Annotated in this window: 13 protein-coding genes; 7 read left to right on the forward strand and 6 right to left on the reverse strand. The window is 60.6% G+C overall.

Features of this window, described 5'->3' with window-relative positions; all coding sequences use genetic code 11:
- Positions 1-326: 326 nt before the first annotated feature.
- Genes cas2e through cas6e form a run of 4 tightly spaced genes read right to left on the reverse strand, consistent with a single transcriptional unit; the run spans position 327 to position 5,130 of the window.
- The gene (gene cas2e / locus ACRQEC_RS08265) at positions 327-803 is read right to left on the reverse strand and encodes a type I-E CRISPR-associated endoribonuclease Cas2e (RefSeq protein WP_284890511.1); all 477 of its coding nucleotides are present in this window, start codon (positions 801-803) and stop codon (positions 327-329) included.
- Positions 804-812: 9 nt separating this feature from the next.
- The gene (gene cas1e, locus ACRQEC_RS08270; RefSeq protein WP_284890509.1) at positions 813-1,757 is read right to left on the reverse strand and encodes a type I-E CRISPR-associated endonuclease Cas1e; all 945 of its coding nucleotides are present in this window, start codon (positions 1,755-1,757) and stop codon (positions 813-815) included.
- A 2-nt stretch (positions 1,758-1,759) separates the two neighbouring features.
- Positions 1,760-4,456 carry a CRISPR-associated helicase Cas3' gene (gene cas3, locus ACRQEC_RS08275; protein WP_284890507.1) on the reverse strand — a complete coding sequence of 899 codons (2,697 nt, stop codon included), beginning with the start codon at positions 4,454-4,456 and terminating at the stop codon, positions 1,760-1,762.
- On the reverse strand, positions 4,453-5,130 hold the full coding sequence (gene cas6e / locus ACRQEC_RS08280) for a type I-E CRISPR-associated protein Cas6/Cse3/CasE (protein WP_284890506.1): 678 nt from the start codon (positions 5,128-5,130) through the stop codon (positions 4,453-4,455). Before cas6e ends, cas3 begins: the two co-directional genes overlap by 4 nt.
- 251 nt (positions 5,131-5,381) lie before the next feature.
- On the opposite strand from cas6e, the gene ACRQEC_RS08285 reads away from it, so the two are divergent.
- From ACRQEC_RS08285 to cas5e, 4 genes are read left to right on the forward strand one after another with little or no spacing between them, the layout of a single operon-like run.
- A complete protein-coding gene (locus ACRQEC_RS08285) occupies positions 5,382-7,004 on the forward strand; it encodes a type I-E CRISPR-associated protein Cse1/CasA (protein WP_284890505.1) in 1,623 nt (540 codons plus the stop codon).
- 2 nt (positions 7,005-7,006) lie between these two features.
- Entirely contained in the window at positions 7,007-7,636 is a 630-nt protein-coding gene (casB, locus tag ACRQEC_RS08290; protein ID WP_284890504.1) for a type I-E CRISPR-associated protein Cse2/CasB, read from the forward strand.
- A gap of 23 nt (positions 7,637-7,659) precedes the next feature.
- Positions 7,660-8,769 carry a type I-E CRISPR-associated protein Cas7/Cse4/CasC gene (locus tag ACRQEC_RS08295; protein ID WP_284890503.1) on the forward strand — a complete coding sequence of 370 codons (1,110 nt, stop codon included), beginning with the start codon at positions 7,660-7,662 and terminating at the stop codon, positions 8,767-8,769.
- A complete protein-coding gene (gene cas5e, locus ACRQEC_RS08300) occupies positions 8,762-9,487 on the forward strand; it encodes a type I-E CRISPR-associated protein Cas5/CasD (RefSeq protein WP_284890502.1) in 726 nt (241 codons plus the stop codon). Before ACRQEC_RS08295 ends, cas5e begins: the two co-directional genes overlap by 8 nt.
- A gap of 230 nt (positions 9,488-9,717) precedes the next feature.
- Here cas5e and ACRQEC_RS08305 read toward each other — a convergent pair whose 3' ends face one another.
- Positions 9,718-10,761: an iron-siderophore ABC transporter substrate-binding protein gene (locus tag ACRQEC_RS08305; RefSeq protein WP_284890501.1), complete on the reverse strand. Its 1,044-nt coding sequence runs from the start codon at positions 10,759-10,761 to the stop codon at positions 9,718-9,720.
- 134 nt (positions 10,762-10,895) lie between these two features.
- Between ACRQEC_RS08305 and ACRQEC_RS08310 the strand changes: the two genes are divergently transcribed.
- The 3 genes from ACRQEC_RS08310 to ACRQEC_RS08320 are packed head-to-tail and all read left to right on the forward strand — an operon-like array spanning position 10,896 to position 14,112.
- Positions 10,896-12,065, forward strand: coding sequence for a FecCD family ABC transporter permease (locus ACRQEC_RS08310; protein WP_284890500.1), 1,170 nt, complete (start codon positions 10,896-10,898; stop codon positions 12,063-12,065).
- Positions 12,062-13,225, forward strand: a complete 1,164-nt coding sequence (locus tag ACRQEC_RS08315) for a FecCD family ABC transporter permease (protein WP_284890499.1) — start codon at positions 12,062-12,064, stop codon at positions 13,223-13,225. Before ACRQEC_RS08310 ends, ACRQEC_RS08315 begins: the two co-directional genes overlap by 4 nt.
- 2 nt (positions 13,226-13,227) lie before the next feature.
- Positions 13,228-14,112 (forward strand): ABC transporter ATP-binding protein, encoded by an 885-nt coding sequence (locus tag ACRQEC_RS08320; RefSeq protein WP_284890498.1) that lies wholly within the window; start codon positions 13,228-13,230, stop codon positions 14,110-14,112.
- Positions 14,113-14,176: 64 nt separating this feature from the next.
- On the opposite strand, the gene ACRQEC_RS08325 is transcribed toward ACRQEC_RS08320, so the two are convergent.
- Positions 14,177-15,037, reverse strand: a complete 861-nt coding sequence (locus tag ACRQEC_RS08325; RefSeq protein ID WP_284890497.1) for a YggS family pyridoxal phosphate-dependent enzyme — start codon at positions 15,035-15,037, stop codon at positions 14,177-14,179.
- Between the last annotated feature and the right edge of the window lie 165 nt (positions 15,038-15,202).

The following is a 15,202-nucleotide window of genomic DNA, read 5'->3' on the forward strand; positions in this document are numbered from 1 at the left end:
GCGGGGAACAGAAACTAGCAACACCGTCAAGCGCGGTAGCCGCGGAATTACCCCCGCTCGCGCGGGGAACAGGCGCCGGGCGGGTAGCTTGCTTATTCGAGGGCGGAATTACCCCCGCTCGCGCGGGGAACAGGCCGCTCAGCGCAGCTCTTTGAAGTATCCCTTGGAATTACCCCCGCTCGCGCGGGGAACAGACTGCCTGACCTGGTTGTTTATCGGCGGCGGACCTGGAAATCGCAATGGAACAGAGTTCCAGATTTGCGGATCTCCGGGAGGTACACCGGTGCGCTGGGCGCAGCAACCACGTCAGTTCCCACTCATCAAATTTAGCTTATTCCGTTATGCTTATCTTTATCGGACACGGGCTCGTGCTCCCGATCATCCCGCTTGGCTATCGTGACCGTGCGCTTGCGAACCCGGTTCCTCCGTTCGCGATGAATCGGCGCGGTGCTAACCGAATCAGGAGAGCTAAGCGAAGCACCTGGCAGATCTACATCATCCGCTTCCGTACCAACTGCTTCCTCCGCACCCGTCCCGATAAGTAGCATGCCGTCCAGATCAAGGACTGGGCGACTGCCGGTTCCCGTGCTGCGCAGAGCGAAGCCTTGCTCCCGGGCGGCGTCGTTATAAATAAGAGTGAGGCTGCCGGTACCCGCGGCGGATACCGCACTTTCCCACAAATTGTCCCGCACTCGCGCGGAAACAACGCCCACGTACAATCCAGTGGTCACCTCGGAAAGAAATCTGCTCAAGTATCCGCGCAGGTGATCTGGAATGGCCACCGCATTAACAACAACGAACATTCCGGTCTCCTATCCGTATTGGGTGTGGCCGGAAACTTCGACGTTATTTCCGGAGATAAGCCGGTCGTCGTCGCGTGCGGGCAGGAAAGGCTGGAGGATGTCCATGATGGTGGCGAGCATATCGGGAAGAATCCGGTGGTCCACGATAGCTCTCCGCACCGCTTTGCGGACCGCCGTCATGGGGTCTTCTTCGCGCGCCGCCGCGAAAACTAGGGGAATCGTTACGCTTGGTTTGTACAGATCCGCGAGGTCAAATAGTAAGGAACGCGCATCACCGCGGTGAATAATCCCCAGCGCCGGGTTGATTCCCAGCGCCGCACACACCGAAGCTGCGCACCCGTAGAGGATTGAGTTCGCTAAGTTGAGGCCGGCATTGACCGGGTCATCCGAGGAAGTATCACGCGTGAAGCTCCCGGTTCCATATTTTGCCGCCATAGTGCGGTAGGTATTGCGCATGAGCTGCCCCTCCAGGCCGCGCATCGTTGCGATAGAACTACCAGGCGCATTCTCCACCCCCAGCTGCTTTTTGTAGAGCACCAGCGCGGCTTCGCGCTGCCGGGCTTCGTTACTCACCAACCGAGCTTGCGCAATGGCCCACCGCGCACTTGAGGTCAGCGGCGTGGCATGGGTATACAGGGGCACACCTCCCCCACCGGTGATAAGAACGGTGGTTCCGGCGCGAGCACAAGAAGTGAGTGCCGCGCTCGAAATCGAGGTTCCGGGGCCCAAAGTAAGCACTGCTAACCCGGCGATGGGGAGTTGGATTGCCCGCGCGCGGGTTCCTTCCAAGGACCCGTTCTTTCCTTCCCGGCCAGCGTCATAAGCCACCACGCCCGTGCGCGATTGGCGAATTTGCACGTATTCGAGGTAGAGGAAGGAAACTCGGTCCTCGAGGCGCACCTGCTCGCTCGCCTTAATAGTGCGGAAGGCCAGAGCCTCATCTGAGTAAGCCATGTTCACTCCTTCCCGGTGGTGGGCTGTGCGGGCGTGCCAGAGCACGTGGGATCCGGAATGCTACCCGGCACAACGAGCCCGATGAGCGGGTCGTAATGGGCTGCGCCGTCGTTTAAAACGTGGTAGCGGCAAAGTAGCGACGGCGCATTTTCAAGCGACGCCGCATCCGTAAACAGCGTTTTCGCACGACCAGTAACCGTGACCGGAACGGACGCACGCAAGGCGCGGCGTATGCCTTCACGGTCACTGCCGCGCAGCTTCATCAAATCTTCAGGGTCCCCGGTCCAGGCGCCGGGAATAATATCCGGATCACCGCATACAATCAAGCGGGTGGTTTCTACTTCGATGAGTCTGGTTGAACGCTCGTCCCCGAGGTTTTTATCACGCTGCGTCATGGCAGCGAAGGATTTCACCTGGGAGCCTTCGCTCAGGCACTCCTTCATATCGTACGTAGCGTTCCGGGCGCGGATTGCCGCCAGCGATTTCTTCGCGAATTCATTGAGTTCATCGGGTTTATCTTCCTCGATATCCGCCAGCAGCAGAGTGCCGGTGTCCACAAATTCCTGGCAATCCTCCGGAATCCGGATGTCAGTATGAGCCTTAAGCCATTTCTCCACGCGCGCCAGTTCACTGGCCAGGTACGGTAGCTGCTGCCCCTCGCTGCCATTAATAGCGACGACGGACACTCGCGGCCCGCTCAGTCCCGGCACCCGGGTGGCGCGGTTCGGATCGGCGGAACGCCACAGGCGCCCGGCACGCTGAATGAGGGATGCGGCCGGGCATAGCTCAGTGCGGAGCAGGTCGAGGTCGATGTCCAGCGATGCTTCGATTGCTTGCGTTCCGATGACCGTGAGCGCGGCGCCCGCGCTGCCCGATCCGATTTCGCGTTCGAGGAGTTCAGCGTTACGACGACGATGCTCAGCTGTCATGCGGGAATGGAGGATAACAACGTTGCCCTCGGCGGCGAGGGCTCGGGTGAGCTCCTGAGCGCGCGCAACCGTATTGCAAATGACTCCGATGCGGGCCTGGGGGTAACGCCGGCGCTGTTCGCGCACCCAATCACGGTGGAAGGTGGTGAGCTGGCAGTATTTTTCGGTACTGCGGTCAATCGCGAGGGTGCGGGGCGGACCGTCGGGGCGAATACTCCGCAGCTGGGTTCCGTTGGTATCCGTATTTTCGAGCAGCGGGAATTGTGCGGCGTCGTGCGGGGGTTGGCCTGTATAAGCCTCGAGGTAGGTGGCACGTTGTGCGGAGGCAAGGGTTGCGGAGAGGAAGGTGACCCGGGTCTTTGTGGCGCGCAGCCAGAGCAGAAGGTTGCTGAGGAGACCGCTCTGGTACTGATCGAGCGTATGAACCTCATCCACAACAACGTGGGCATTGGCCAGGGCGAGGAGCCGCAAGTGGGTCCATTTTGCCGGCAGGGCGCCCAGGAGTGCCTGGTCCACAGTGCCGACGCATACGGGTGCCAGGAGGCGGGAGCTTCCGGAGCGAACGAAGTCGGTGGGGAAAAGGCCGGCCGTGCTAGCGCCATTCTCTGTGGATGTGGTTCTGCTGGTACGCGGGGTAGCACCGGAGTCCTCCCCCATGGTGACCGGTTGATTATAAAAATCTTCGGTGGAGGCGAGGGAATGCGCGAGCGAAGCCACATTGGGAGTATCTGCGTAGTAGCGCTGTATGCGACGCATGAGCGCATTCGAGGTGGCTTGGGTGGGAAGCAGGAAAATAAGGCGTTCGTTCGCGGTGGCATGCCGGAGTAGGGCCGCTTCGGTTTTGCCCACGCCGGTGGGCGCCATAACATTCCACAGTCCGCCACCTACCCGGGTGGCTTCTTCTTGGAGTGGGCGGGGCGTGCGGTTACCGAGGATTGCCCGTTGACTTTGCTCTGCGGATTCCCAGCCGTGGTACACCCCGACGGTTTCTTCGATGCGAGCGCGAGCGCGGGCACGGCACGCGGTAATCCACCCGGCTGGGTCATCAAGGGTGAGTTTTCCGGCCGCGAGGAGTTCCTGTTGGGCGGCTACCCATTCGGTGCCTGAGGCAATGCGGTCGGCTAGCACGGTGAGGCCGGAGAGTAAGATTGTTGCGGTTGGTGAAAGCTCGGCCGGAAGATCAGCCCGGGTTATGCCGATGCCTTCTTCCAAGCAAGTGAGGAGATCATCGGCCAGGGCAAGCCAGCCGGTGCTTTCCATATCTTCGAAAAGGTAGTCGGTCTCTTCAGTGTTCCAGGATGGGGTCTCAAAGCGGCCGTGATGCCCAAGTGCGGAGAGGAATCTCCACGATGGCGCTGCGTATGCGTCCGGATTGATCTTCGTCCCATGAAGCAGGAGCGCTGACATTTTCTGGTGGTGGCGGATATCGGGAGCGTAATCCTCGTAGAAGTTTCGAGACCACTCGGAAATGTCACCAAGTTGCGGTTCGTTAGTACGGAGTGCGGTCCGAATCTCATCCCACTGCGGTCCCTTTTGGGTTTGCTGGTACTGGAATACCGGACAGGCTTTTCCAATGTCATGCGATCCGGCCACCCATTCCACCACTTCCCGTTTCCCCGCAGGTCCGAGAACTTTGCGCAGACCGGGCCTCAGCCAAGTCTCATAGAGGACTCCGGCAGTAGTTGCGGTATCCAGCAAGTGGGCAAGAAGTGGGTAGGACGTTTCCGTACCGCGCTGCTTGGCCCATATGCTGGGGTGTGTGCCCGTCACGATAGTGCCTGGATGGAGAGGAGTCCGCAGCCGTAGCTTTTTGCACGTCCAACTCCGTTGGTTTGGGCTGCGAGTAGTGCTCCACTATCTCCCACGGTGGCAACTCCGTTGATCGTATCAATCTGGACGGCACGTTGTTTGTCTTTTCCCGAACCGGTGGTGAGAACTTCGCGCCGCGCGTCAATGATCTCTGTATTCGTGAGGGCAGGGGATAGTTTTGCGCTCAGCCATTCAGAGAGACTTGGGACTCCAGGGGCAGGTTCCTCCCCGTCGAGCGGAATTGACCGAGTTCCCCCGGTGCCAATGCGTTGAATCGCATTGATAGCGATCCGGAACGAAACTGGAGTTCCAGCTGGGAGTTCCTTGAGTTCAACCTCTTTCATCGCGGCCTCGTGGGGGAGGTTGAGTTGCGGCACCGGTTCGCGGGATTGGATAAGGAAGAATGGGGCATCTCCGGGAACGTGATCCAAGCGGAAAAGAATCCCCATTTCCGCCCGGGGGTGTTCCGCGTTGGTCTGTGGGAAGAGCGCCATGATCGCGCGGTGGCGTACTTGCGGGTCCTTCAGTGTCCATCCGCGCTCTGGTTTGTGAAGGGCAACGCGTGAGAGAAGGGTGTGCACCGGTACTTTTGTTAGGAAGATCGGCTGGGGTTCCGATGTGTGTTGATCTGCCATATTCGTCTCCGTCGACTAGGCTCTTAGCGAGCGGTTTCCACGGCTAGCGTGGGTATTTCAGGGTCTAATGGATTGCCTAGATAGGCCGCTTTCCCCGCGTAAGCGGGGGTAACAGCGTTTTCGAGGCTGGGTTTCTCCCTTATCTTGAGTTTCATATTAGCGGGGAGAAACGCAATTGTAAAGACGGGTCAAATGGATTGACAAAGCTTTCCACTCTTGTTAGTCTCATTCCATCTCAAAGGAGAGGAAGCATGGAAAAGATCAATGCTTTGACGGACATTCCGTTACTGGTTACGCCACGCGGGCGCTTGACGGTTCGTGATGCGCTTCTCGATGCTCATATTCTAAAAGAGCCCTCCGACAAAAAAATGGGCCGCGAACCGGTGGTCCTGGATAAGACCGTCCCGGGCTATGTGTATGGTGCAGAGTTGCGACTGCTAGCGGCAGTTGTTGCCGTGGTTTTAAGGCAGTCCAATCACACCCAGCGGGATCCATTCCGGATCGAATGGGAACGCATTCTCTCGGAGGGGCTTGAACCCGAGGCGATTGACAAAGCCATCGACATACTCGCACCGGGGGCCTTGTTATTCGATGACCAGCAGCCATTTATGCAACGGCCGGCGGAGCCGATGCGTAATGCGAAAGATAATGAGCGCAAGCTCGGGAAAGGGGAGCTGCGGCTCAAGAAGCTGCTACCTTCCATGATCTCCGATCAAGGTGAAGAATTCTGGAGTCTGCTAACGCAGCGCGACACCCTTTCCCTGGAAGATGCAGCGCTTTACCTTCTCGCCTATCACTGCTATTCGCCAGCTGGAAATAACTCTTATGCTGGTCAAAAAGCTGAAATGGGAAGTCCTGGTTTCCATTTTGTCGGCGCAGGAATGACGGCTACCGAACTGATTTGGGAAGGCTCATCGCTTCTTCATACGCTTTTAGCGATGATCCCACGCTCATGGGTAGAAGGCGACGGTTTACCAGCATGGGCAGATCGAACCGGATCTCGGGGCGGAACTGATCATCCGCTATGGCGGGCTACCTGGTCATCCAATAGTGCTGCCTGTTACTGGGAGGATAACGAGCTCGCCGGTGTGCGCATAGGTGGCGTTCCACCGGCCTGGGTTCCTCCAGAAGCAGGATCAACGAAAGAAAGTCGAAAAGCCTATTGGGTTGAGCGCGATCAGAGCGATCCCTTCTACCTGTATTTGCCTAATAAGTCCGGCGAGTTAAAAGCTCAGCGGATGGACGTTGGGAGGGACGCGACGGATCTAGCAGTGGAGTGGGCTGCCCGCGGCAGGCTGGCACAAGTGGCAGAAGCGCATGATCGCATTGTTTCTTCCTCTGACTGTCGGTTGATATTTATCCGCCATTACATCGAAGGAACCGCCTCTTCTCCAGTTATCCGTTCCTCGCGGGTTGATGTGGCAGATCCGCGTCTATGGGCTTTCGGGCTATCTGATCGAGCACAGGGCCAAGTTCGGCGCCATGCAGAGTTCATCCAGGCTCTGCACTATTGTGTGATCCAACCTTTCCGACGCGCACGCGGGGCAGTCTCCGTCGCGCCTAATGGCTTGCCTACGGTTCTTGACTCGCTTGAAAACTATCGGGATTCGGCATCGGATATTTTCTGGCGCGCGATCACCCGCTCTTATGAAGATTTCCTTTCTCAAGTGGCGTCCGCTGAGCGGCGTCCTGAAGAAATCCGTGCGGCTCGCGGCGGGGCTGCTCAGGTTGCGCTCGGAGCTTTCGAAGAAGCGATCGCACCCTACCGGGGTCAAGATCTGGCGCTCTTCGCGGCAGTTTATTCGAATGTTGCTCGCCATATTCGGGCTGTCACAAAACAATTTGATGTTTCCACGGCTTATGAGGAGAAATAACAATGACGCAGATAGATACCCCGCAACGGGAGCCTTGGAAGGCGTTACTGTACGAAATCTTGCAACGGCGTAAAGATCCTGACTATCGCGCCGCGCGTGCAGCAATTCGGCAGGGCGCAACACCGTTCACTCAAGTGCGTGCTTATCCCTATGTACTACCTGCGGTGCCAGAAGATGCACGCCCCGAGCAACGTAATGCCTTGCTGCGGGTAGCAGCCCTGGCCGCGGAATATGACCGGGTGCCTCATTCCAGTGAGGGTAAGCGCCGCAACAGTTTGGGGCGGTGGGCATATCGCGTGGCAACCGCTGAGAACAAAAACGGACGCGCACAATCAGTTTCACCAGATAATCCAGGAATGATTGCCGCGCGTCTGGCTTACCTGCATACCCAAGATATGGAAGAAGCAGCCCGATCCATCAAACGAATTTTTGAGGTGGCCTCAACGATTCCTGGCCCAGTTCCTCCCGTCAATTATTTCGATATTGCCGATACGTTGATGCGCTGGGGGAACGGCCTGTCACCTCAATCTCAGCACATTCGAATGCGAGTAATAGAGGAATTCTATTCCGCACCTCAACTTGCGGTTTCAGATCAACCTGAAACCGTTCCTGCCAAAGCTTCTGAAAACTAAAACCATAACCGAGAGGACCAATCATGTACCGTCACCTAACCCTGCATTTCCTTACTCCGATCAGCTACTCGAATCTCAATCGTGACGATTCGGGAACCCCCAAGCGCCTCATGGAGGGCGGTGTTCTCCGCGCCATGCATTCCTCGCAGGCCATCAAACGTGGTGCACGCGTTGCTTACGAAAAGGCCAGCCTTGACGTTTCAGTGCGCTCTGGCAAGCTTGAGGAAGTTATTCGCGACGCCGCCCTCGAGCTTTCCCCCGATCTAGACCCGAAGAAAACCTTGACAAAGGCTCGTGCTCTCGTCGGTCAATTCACGAAGAAGCAGGCGAAAGCTGATGCCGATGATGGTGCGGGAGCTGCTGAAGCGGATCGTTCGATCTGGTTGAGTGGGGAAGAGATTCAGGTTGCGGCGCAGGTTGTGGCTGGCGAAGTCGATCCTGATACGGAGTTCGTGCTTAACGGTTGCACCGGTTCCCTGGCCATCGCCGCTTTTGGGCGTATGTTTGCGGCGAAACCTGAGAAGGGTACAGAAGCGGCGCTGAGCGTATCTCCTGCCGTGACCACCCACGCTGCCACCATTGGCACTGACTATTTCTCGACCGTTGACGATATTCGGGAGCAGAATAAGTTCGCCGGGGACGAATCCCGCAGTGGGGCAACCTACCTAGGGATCAGCCAATTTACCAGCGGTATTTTCTACCGCACGGTAACCATTGATCGCGAACAGCTTCAAGTTAGCTGGACCGCTTTTGGCAAGCCGGAGGCGGAGGAAAACCTACGCGAGATGATTACCGCTCTTATTTACGGCCAACCGCGCGGTAAGGAGCATTCCACGGCGCCCTACACGCAGCCCGTCGTCGTCCTTGCTGAAGAGCAGCGCTACCGCTGCGCCTACAGCTTTGAAACGCCGGTGAAGACCAGCTCCCAAGGCGGATACCTGGAGCCGTCCGTGCGGGCTCTCGGGGACCAATTCCATGCTGCTCGCCGTTTCGATCCTGATAACTTCGGGAGCGCACTGGCCCTTACGGGAACGTTCCCCCAGCTGGAAGAGCTGTTTGGAGTGGAGCCCACCTCGAAGGACGGCCTGGTTGACACGGTCGTGGCGTGGATCTTGGGTGGCCAGAATGAGTAATCCAACATTCCTGCGTCTAGCGGGTCCCGTGCAATCCTGGGCGGGGCCGCGAGTGACGGGGAACGTGGTCAATTCGGAACTTAGGCCTACCCGGTCCGGTCTCCTTGGTCTCCTCGCGGGCGCTCTAGGCGCTCCGCGCGAAGAATGGCCAGAGTGGCTGGAAGGAGCTGATTTTGCAGTAAGGGTTGATCGCCCCGGTCGTCTCATCAATGAATTTCAGACCATTAATCCCCGTGCTACTAAAAGCGGCCTCCGCAATGACGAGCTTGAGTTCCGAACACGCCAGTTGTGGATCCGGAAACAAAGTGATTCGGACAAAAACCTGGCGTTCACCCCGGACCAGCAAAACTCGAACGCGGTCATCCGCCGCACCTACTTGGCCGGAGCCGAGTTCCTCGTGCGAGTCACCTGCCCGGGGCATCAGGAGGAGGTGGACGCCGCGCTGCGCAGTCCTGCTTTCGTTACCTACTTGGGGAAGAAAGCCTTTGCGCCGTCGTTCCCGTTCTATCTGGGACGCGGCGCGGACGACATGCTCAGCCGGATCCCGGTGTGTGACCCGTCTTTCGAGAAACCGAAAAAACAGGTGTGGACCTATTCGCGGGCCCCACATATGCCCGATAGCGGGCCGGGAGCATTGCCCGGCACCGCGAGCATGGTGGACGTGGTGACAGAACGGAAGGAGTGGCTCAATCGGGTAGCTGAGCTGCTGGAACGCTAGGTTCCGTTGCGTCGCGACGCGAAGTGGCGGCGAATGCCGGCATGTCGCGGCTGCGAACCCGCCCGCGCGTCACGGCGTTACTTCGCGCCACAGAAAACGCCCCGGAAAGATCACTCATATGAGTGGTTTTTCCGGGGCGCTCCGTGCGTATCTATGCGCACGCCCATGGTGGAAGCTTTAGGATTATCGTCCATGAGCGGGCAGCCTCAGGCGCTTCGCCGCAAGAGTATTTACTTCACAGCCTTCTCAATAAGCGGCGTCAGCTTATCCAGAGCCCACAGCTGCGCGGCCGGGGTGCCCAGGGAGAACGCATTGGAGAGGTCGCCGTCCACCACGAAGGCGTGGCCGGCAGCAACCGCCGGGACCTTCTGCCAGGTGGCGTCGTCGGTAATCTGCGCGGTATCAATGAAAATCGGGAACGCCGCAATCAGATCCGCATCGATAGCATCGAGCTGCTCGGCGGACAGCTGCACGGCGAAACCACTATCGGCGGTGGCCAGCTCCTGCACCTTCGGATTCTGCACGAAGCCCAGTTTCGTCATGAACTCCAGGCGGGTATCGCCCTTCAGGTAGGCGCCCCAGCCCTCGGAAGTCTTGGTCGCCACAGTCACCGACTTACCCTGCCAATCCGGGTGCGCGGCCGTGACCTCGGCAAACTTCTTCTCCACCGCGTCCAGCTGTGCCGCGGCGGCCTTCGGCTTGCCCAGCGCCGCGCCGATCATGGTGACCTGGTCCTTCGTGGACGTCAGCCAATTATCCGCGCCCTCCGGCAGCGAGACCGTCGTGGCGATTTGGGAAAGCTTATCGTGGCGTTCCTTATCGCCCGAGGTCTTCACATCGAGAATGAGATCCGGCTTGAGCGCCGCGATCTTCTCATACGAAAGCTCCATGGTGCCCAGAATTTCCGGGGCTTTCTCGTACGATTCGCTCACCCACGGGCCCACGCCGTTGCCGCCGAAAGCCAGCCAGTCGGCCGCGCCCACCGGCTGCACGCCCAGCGAAAGCGCCACTTCGGCATCGCCCCAGCCCAGAGCGACCACGCGCTGCGGGGCTTCCTTGACGGTGACGGGTCCGAATTTTGTATCAATCGTTGCGGGGAACACGGCCTCGTTTGTGGTGGTCCCATCCGCCGCGGAACTTGCCGCCGCGGAGGAGGACGAGGCAGGGGACGCCGAAGAATCGGCAGAATCATTACTCTTCTGAGAACCGCATCCGGCAAAAGCCAGGCAAGCCACCAGGACGGTGCCTGCCCACGCGGTCAGGGACTTCTTCATAACTTCCTTTCGTGGATGCCGCACTCGCGGCCGGACGCACCTGCGGCTGCGGTGGTCGTGTGGTTGTCACTGAAACCACAGATGCCCTATTAGGATACGCTGGCGTTGTTTAATTGGGGTAGCCTGTTCTCGTTATGAACAGCACCGCCCACCTGCGTTTTTCGGTACGACGCCGCGCCTGTCCCGCTCCCGCGACATCCGCGGATCACCGGAACCCGGGCCGGGCCCCTGCCGCGGCCGGCCACTCCGGAGGTGGCACGCCTCCCCGCAGTTCCCGAGCCGCCCACGCCGCCCCTGGACGCACCATCGCGCGCCGGCGCGCCGCGGCTCTCCTCGTCGGAGTGATCGCTGTTCTCGTGCTAGCCATCCTCTCCATCTGCATCGGCGCCCGCCCCATCTCCCCGGGAACACTGTTTACTATCCTCTCCGGCGCGGACCGCGATTCCATGGACGCGCAAGCAGTGCTTACTTTGCGCCCGCCGCGCACCGTCGCCGCCATCGCTATCGGTACCGCACTCGGGGTTGCCGGCGCTCTTATCCAGGCAATTTCGCGCAACCCGCTGGCCGAACCGGGAATCCTCGGGGTTTCGGCCGGTGCCGGTTTTGCGGTCACCCTCGCCATCGCGCTCGCGGGCATCAGCCGGCCGAGCGTCTACATGTGGTGGGCGGTGGCGGGTGCGCTCGCGGCCACCGCGGTGGTGCTCCTGATCGGATTGCAGCGTACCGGTCGCGCGGATCCGGTGCGCCTCATCCTGGCCGGGGTGGCGCTTTCTGCTGTGCTCAACGGCGTCGTGGGTGTCCTGCGCTTGGCCGACCCGCGCACTTTCAACGAAATCCTCGTCTGGACGGCCGGCACGCTGGAAAACCGCCCCTGGGAGGTGATCCTGCCGGTCCTCCCGCTCCTCGCTCTCGGGCTCATCGTGGCCGCCGCGCTCACCCCGGCTCTCAATATCATCGCCCTCGGCGACGATACCGCCCGGGCCCTCGGCGCGAACGTCACCACCATTCGCCTGGCAGGCATAGCGGCGATGACGCTCCTCACCGGAGGAGCGGTTGCCATCGCCGGCCCCATCGCCTTCATCGGCCTCATGGCACCGCATGCCATCCGCTCTTTTGCCGGCGCGGATCAACGGTGGGTCGTGGGACTGTCCGCAATCTGGGCGCCGGCCCTGCTCCTCGCCTCGGATATTCTCGCGCGTATCATCCTTCCCAGTGGCGAACTGCCGGTCTCCGTGGTGAGCGCTTTCCTGGGCGCCCCGGTCCTCATCTACCTCGTCCGCCGGCGAAAGGCTTTCACGCTATGAGTACGCCGCCGCAGCCCGCAGCGCCGCAGCCCGCAGCGCCGCAACCCGCCGCACCGCATACGGGTGCCGCGCCGCAGTCCGTTCCCGCCGCGCCAGAGCTAAGCCCCGTAGTGCCAGTAACCGCGCGGCTCCAGCGTTCTCGCTCCACCGCGGCACGACGACGCCGTTCCCGCCTGGTTGCGGCCGTGGTGAGCCTCGTCCTGGTGGTCGGTTGCCTCGGGGCTCTGCTCCTCGGCGATTTACCTCTCACTCCGGCGGAGGTGGCCGCCTGTTTCTCCCCGGATTCGATGAGGGCGGTGGCTGCAGGTCAGGGGGATTTCGCGGCCCAGGTTGTTCTTACCTGGCGCCTGCCACGCATCCTCGCCGCGGTCGCCTTTGGGGCAGCGCTCGGGCTTTCGGGCGCGCTCTTCCAAATTCTCACCCGTAACCCGCTCGGTTCGCCGGATATTATCGGTTTCAACGCTGGCGCCTATACCGGCGTTATTCTCACCCGGACATTCCTCGTGGGCGGAGCCCTCGCGGTGAGTATGGGCGCGCTGGCAGGTGGCGTCGTCGTCGGAATAATTATTTATGCACTGGCCTACCGCAACGGCGTGTCCGGATTTCGCCTTATTATCGTGGGGATTGGCATGACGGCAATGCTCAGCGCGGCGAATACCTGGTTGCTCTTGCGGGCTTCGGACGAGGTGGCGCTCAGCCTCGCGGTGTGGGGCGCCGGGTCGCTCGGGCAGGCGTCGTGGGCGAATGTGGGGCCGGCGCTGGGAATTCTTGCGTGCCTGGTGCCGCTGGTGGCGTGTTGCGTGCGGCCCTTGCGGCAACTGGAATTGGGCGACGACGCCGCAGCTGCCCATGGCCTGCCGGTCGAGAAGGCTCGCCGGGGGATCCTCGCGGTCGGTATTGCTTTGACGTGTGTGGTGACGGCGGCGGCCGGACCCATTGCTTTTGTGGCCTTAGCTGCTCCGCAGGTGGGGCGGGTGGTGGCTGGGCGGGGCGGAATTTCGCTCGTGCATAGCGCGCTGGCGGGTGCCTCGATTTTGTTTCTGGCTGATCTGTTCGCCCAATTTGCGCTGGCTCGGCCGGTTCCGGTGGGGGCGATTACCACGGTGGTCGGTGGGATGTATGTGCTGGTTGTGGTGCTATCGCAACGGAAGGGGCGATAACTATGCGTGAGAACGAGGGCGTGGATATGGGTGCGGCCTCCGGGGCCTCAGGCAGCGAGGCTGCCAGCGCTGCGGATAGTGCGGCTGTCGGCGTTTCTACCGGTGCCGCGCGGCTGCGCGGGGAGGATCTCTGCCTCGGCTACGGCGATGTGGCGGTGGCGCGGGACCTGAATGTGGCGATTCCGGATGGGTCGTTCACGGTGATTGTGGGGGCGAACGGGTGCGGGAAGTCCACGTTGTTGCGGGGTTTGGCGCGGTTGCTTGCACCGGCGAGCGGCAGGGTGCTGCTGGATGGGCGGGACATTGCGGCGATGGGTTCGCGGGATTTCGCGCGGGAGCTGGCGTTGCTACCGCAGTCGCCGCATATTCCTGAGGGGATTACGGTTGCCGAGCTGGTAGGGCGGGGGCGTTACCCGCATCAGGGCGTGTTTTCGCGGCCTTCGGAGCGTGATGAGGAGGCTGTTGCTCGGGCTTTGGCGGCTACGGGGACCGCGGATTTTGCTGATGCGCTGCTGGGGGAGCTGTCTGGTGGGGAGCGCCAGCGGGTGTGGGTGGCGATGGTGCTGGCCCAGGATACTCCGATTATTTTTTTGGATGAGCCGACGACGTATTTGGATATTGCCTACCAGATTGAGCTATTGGATTTGTGTGCCCGCCTGAATCGGGAGGGGCGGACTTTGGTTGCGGTTCTGCATGATCTGAATCAGGCGGCGCGTTACGCCTCCCATGTCATCGCCATGAAGGACGGGCGTATTGTTTTTTCGGGTTCGGCTGAGGAAGTGTTTACTCCGGAGAATATCGCGGAGATTTACGGGCTGACCGCGGTGGTGATCCCAGATCCGGTGACGGGTACTCCGATGGTTGTGCCGGTTTCGGCGCGTAGTTAGGGCGCGGGCGCACCAGAATCATAGCCGTCGTTAGGGCGCGGGCGCGCCGGAATACTAGCGCTAGTCAGGCCGCGGGCCGGGGCCCGAAAATGGCGCTGCCGACCCGCACCTGGGTGGAGCCTTCCGCCACGGCGATGCCCATATCGTTGGTCATGCCCATGGAGAGTTCGCGTACGGTGGGGTGCTCGCGCTGGAGCTGGTCGCGCAGTTCGCGCACGAGCGCGAAGGAGCGGGAGATTTCCCGTACGTCGCTGGTATTCGCGCCGATGGTCATGAGGCCGTCTATCCGCAGGTGGGGGAGCTGCGCGATCTGGCCGACGAGTTCTTCTACTTGCTCGGGGTCGATTCCGTATTGGCTGGTGGCTCCGGAGGAATTGACTTGCACGTAAATGGAGAAGGGCCCGTGGGCGTGGCCTTCCTCAAGCAGGCAGCCTTGGAGCCGGTTGAGGCGCTGGGCTAATTTGAGGCTGTCCACGGTTTCGATGCAATCGGCCAGTTCGAGGGCCCGCCCGGCCTTATTGGATTGCACGTGGCCGATGACGTGGGTCCAGTGGGGTGGGTTGCCAGCGCTGGCCGGGGCGGTGCCGCTTCCTTCCCAGGTGCTGGCGTCATGAATGAGGCGTTCAGTTGAGTCTGGTGCCGTTTCGGGCACCGCGAGCTGGGCTTCTACGTCCTGTAGTTGTTGGATGAAGTTTTGACCCATGAGGCGGGAGCCGGCGGCGAGCGCGGCGCGGATGGCGGTGATGGGCTGGTGTTTCACCACGATTTGGAGTCGGGCGGTGCCGAGCGGTATTCCGGCAGCTTCTTCCGCTCCGCGTAGGGCGTCACGCACGAGGTTGATGCGCCCGGGGATTTCCTCCGCGGTTGGGGTGATGCTGGATAGTTCAGCGAGGTGAGCAAGCTTGTCGTGCTCCGTGTATGTCATGTTTTGTATCAACTCCACAGGTATCGAGTATCCGCCGGTGTTTATGGTAGGTCTCTGTGCCGCGAACTGGTGAAATAATCTCATAACTGGTGAAATGATCTCAGAACTGCATGAGCGGTTTCATAACTGAAACAATCGCCCCAGAACTGGCGTCAGGCTTTCAGT

This window comes from Actinotignum saccati (assembly GCF_051265055.1).
Lineage (GTDB): Bacteria > Actinomycetota > Actinomycetes > Actinomycetales > Actinomycetaceae > Actinotignum.

Coding starts and splice junctions, on each gene's coding strand:
- cas1e (WP_284890509.1), bottom strand. CDS start 1,757: ATGGCTTACTCAGATGAGGCTCTGGCCTTCCGCACTATTAAGGCGAGC.
- ACRQEC_RS08325 (WP_284890497.1), bottom strand. CDS start 15,037: ATGACATACACGGAGCACGACAAGCTTGCTCACCTCGCTGAACTATCC.
- cas6e (WP_284890506.1), bottom strand. CDS start 5,130: ATGGCAGATCAACACACATCGGAACCCCAGCCGATCTTCCTAACAAAA.
- ACRQEC_RS08295 (WP_284890503.1), top strand. CDS start 7,660: ATGTACCGTCACCTAACCCTGCATTTCCTTACTCCGATCAGCTACTCG.
- ACRQEC_RS08320 (WP_284890498.1), top strand. CDS start 13,228: ATGCGTGAGAACGAGGGCGTGGATATGGGTGCGGCCTCCGGGGCCTCA.
- ACRQEC_RS08285 (WP_284890505.1), top strand. CDS start 5,382: ATGGAAAAGATCAATGCTTTGACGGACATTCCGTTACTGGTTACGCCA.
- ACRQEC_RS08310 (WP_284890500.1), top strand. CDS start 10,896: ATGAACAGCACCGCCCACCTGCGTTTTTCGGTACGACGCCGCGCCTGT.
- ACRQEC_RS08315 (WP_284890499.1), top strand. CDS start 12,062: ATGAGTACGCCGCCGCAGCCCGCAGCGCCGCAGCCCGCAGCGCCGCAA.
- cas5e (WP_284890502.1), top strand. CDS start 8,762: ATGAGTAATCCAACATTCCTGCGTCTAGCGGGTCCCGTGCAATCCTGG.
- casB (WP_284890504.1), top strand. CDS start 7,007: ATGACGCAGATAGATACCCCGCAACGGGAGCCTTGGAAGGCGTTACTG.
- cas2e (WP_284890511.1), bottom strand. CDS start 803: ATGTTCGTTGTTGTTAATGCGGTGGCCATTCCAGATCACCTGCGCGGA.
- ACRQEC_RS08305 (WP_284890501.1), bottom strand. CDS start 10,761: ATGAAGAAGTCCCTGACCGCGTGGGCAGGCACCGTCCTGGTGGCTTGC.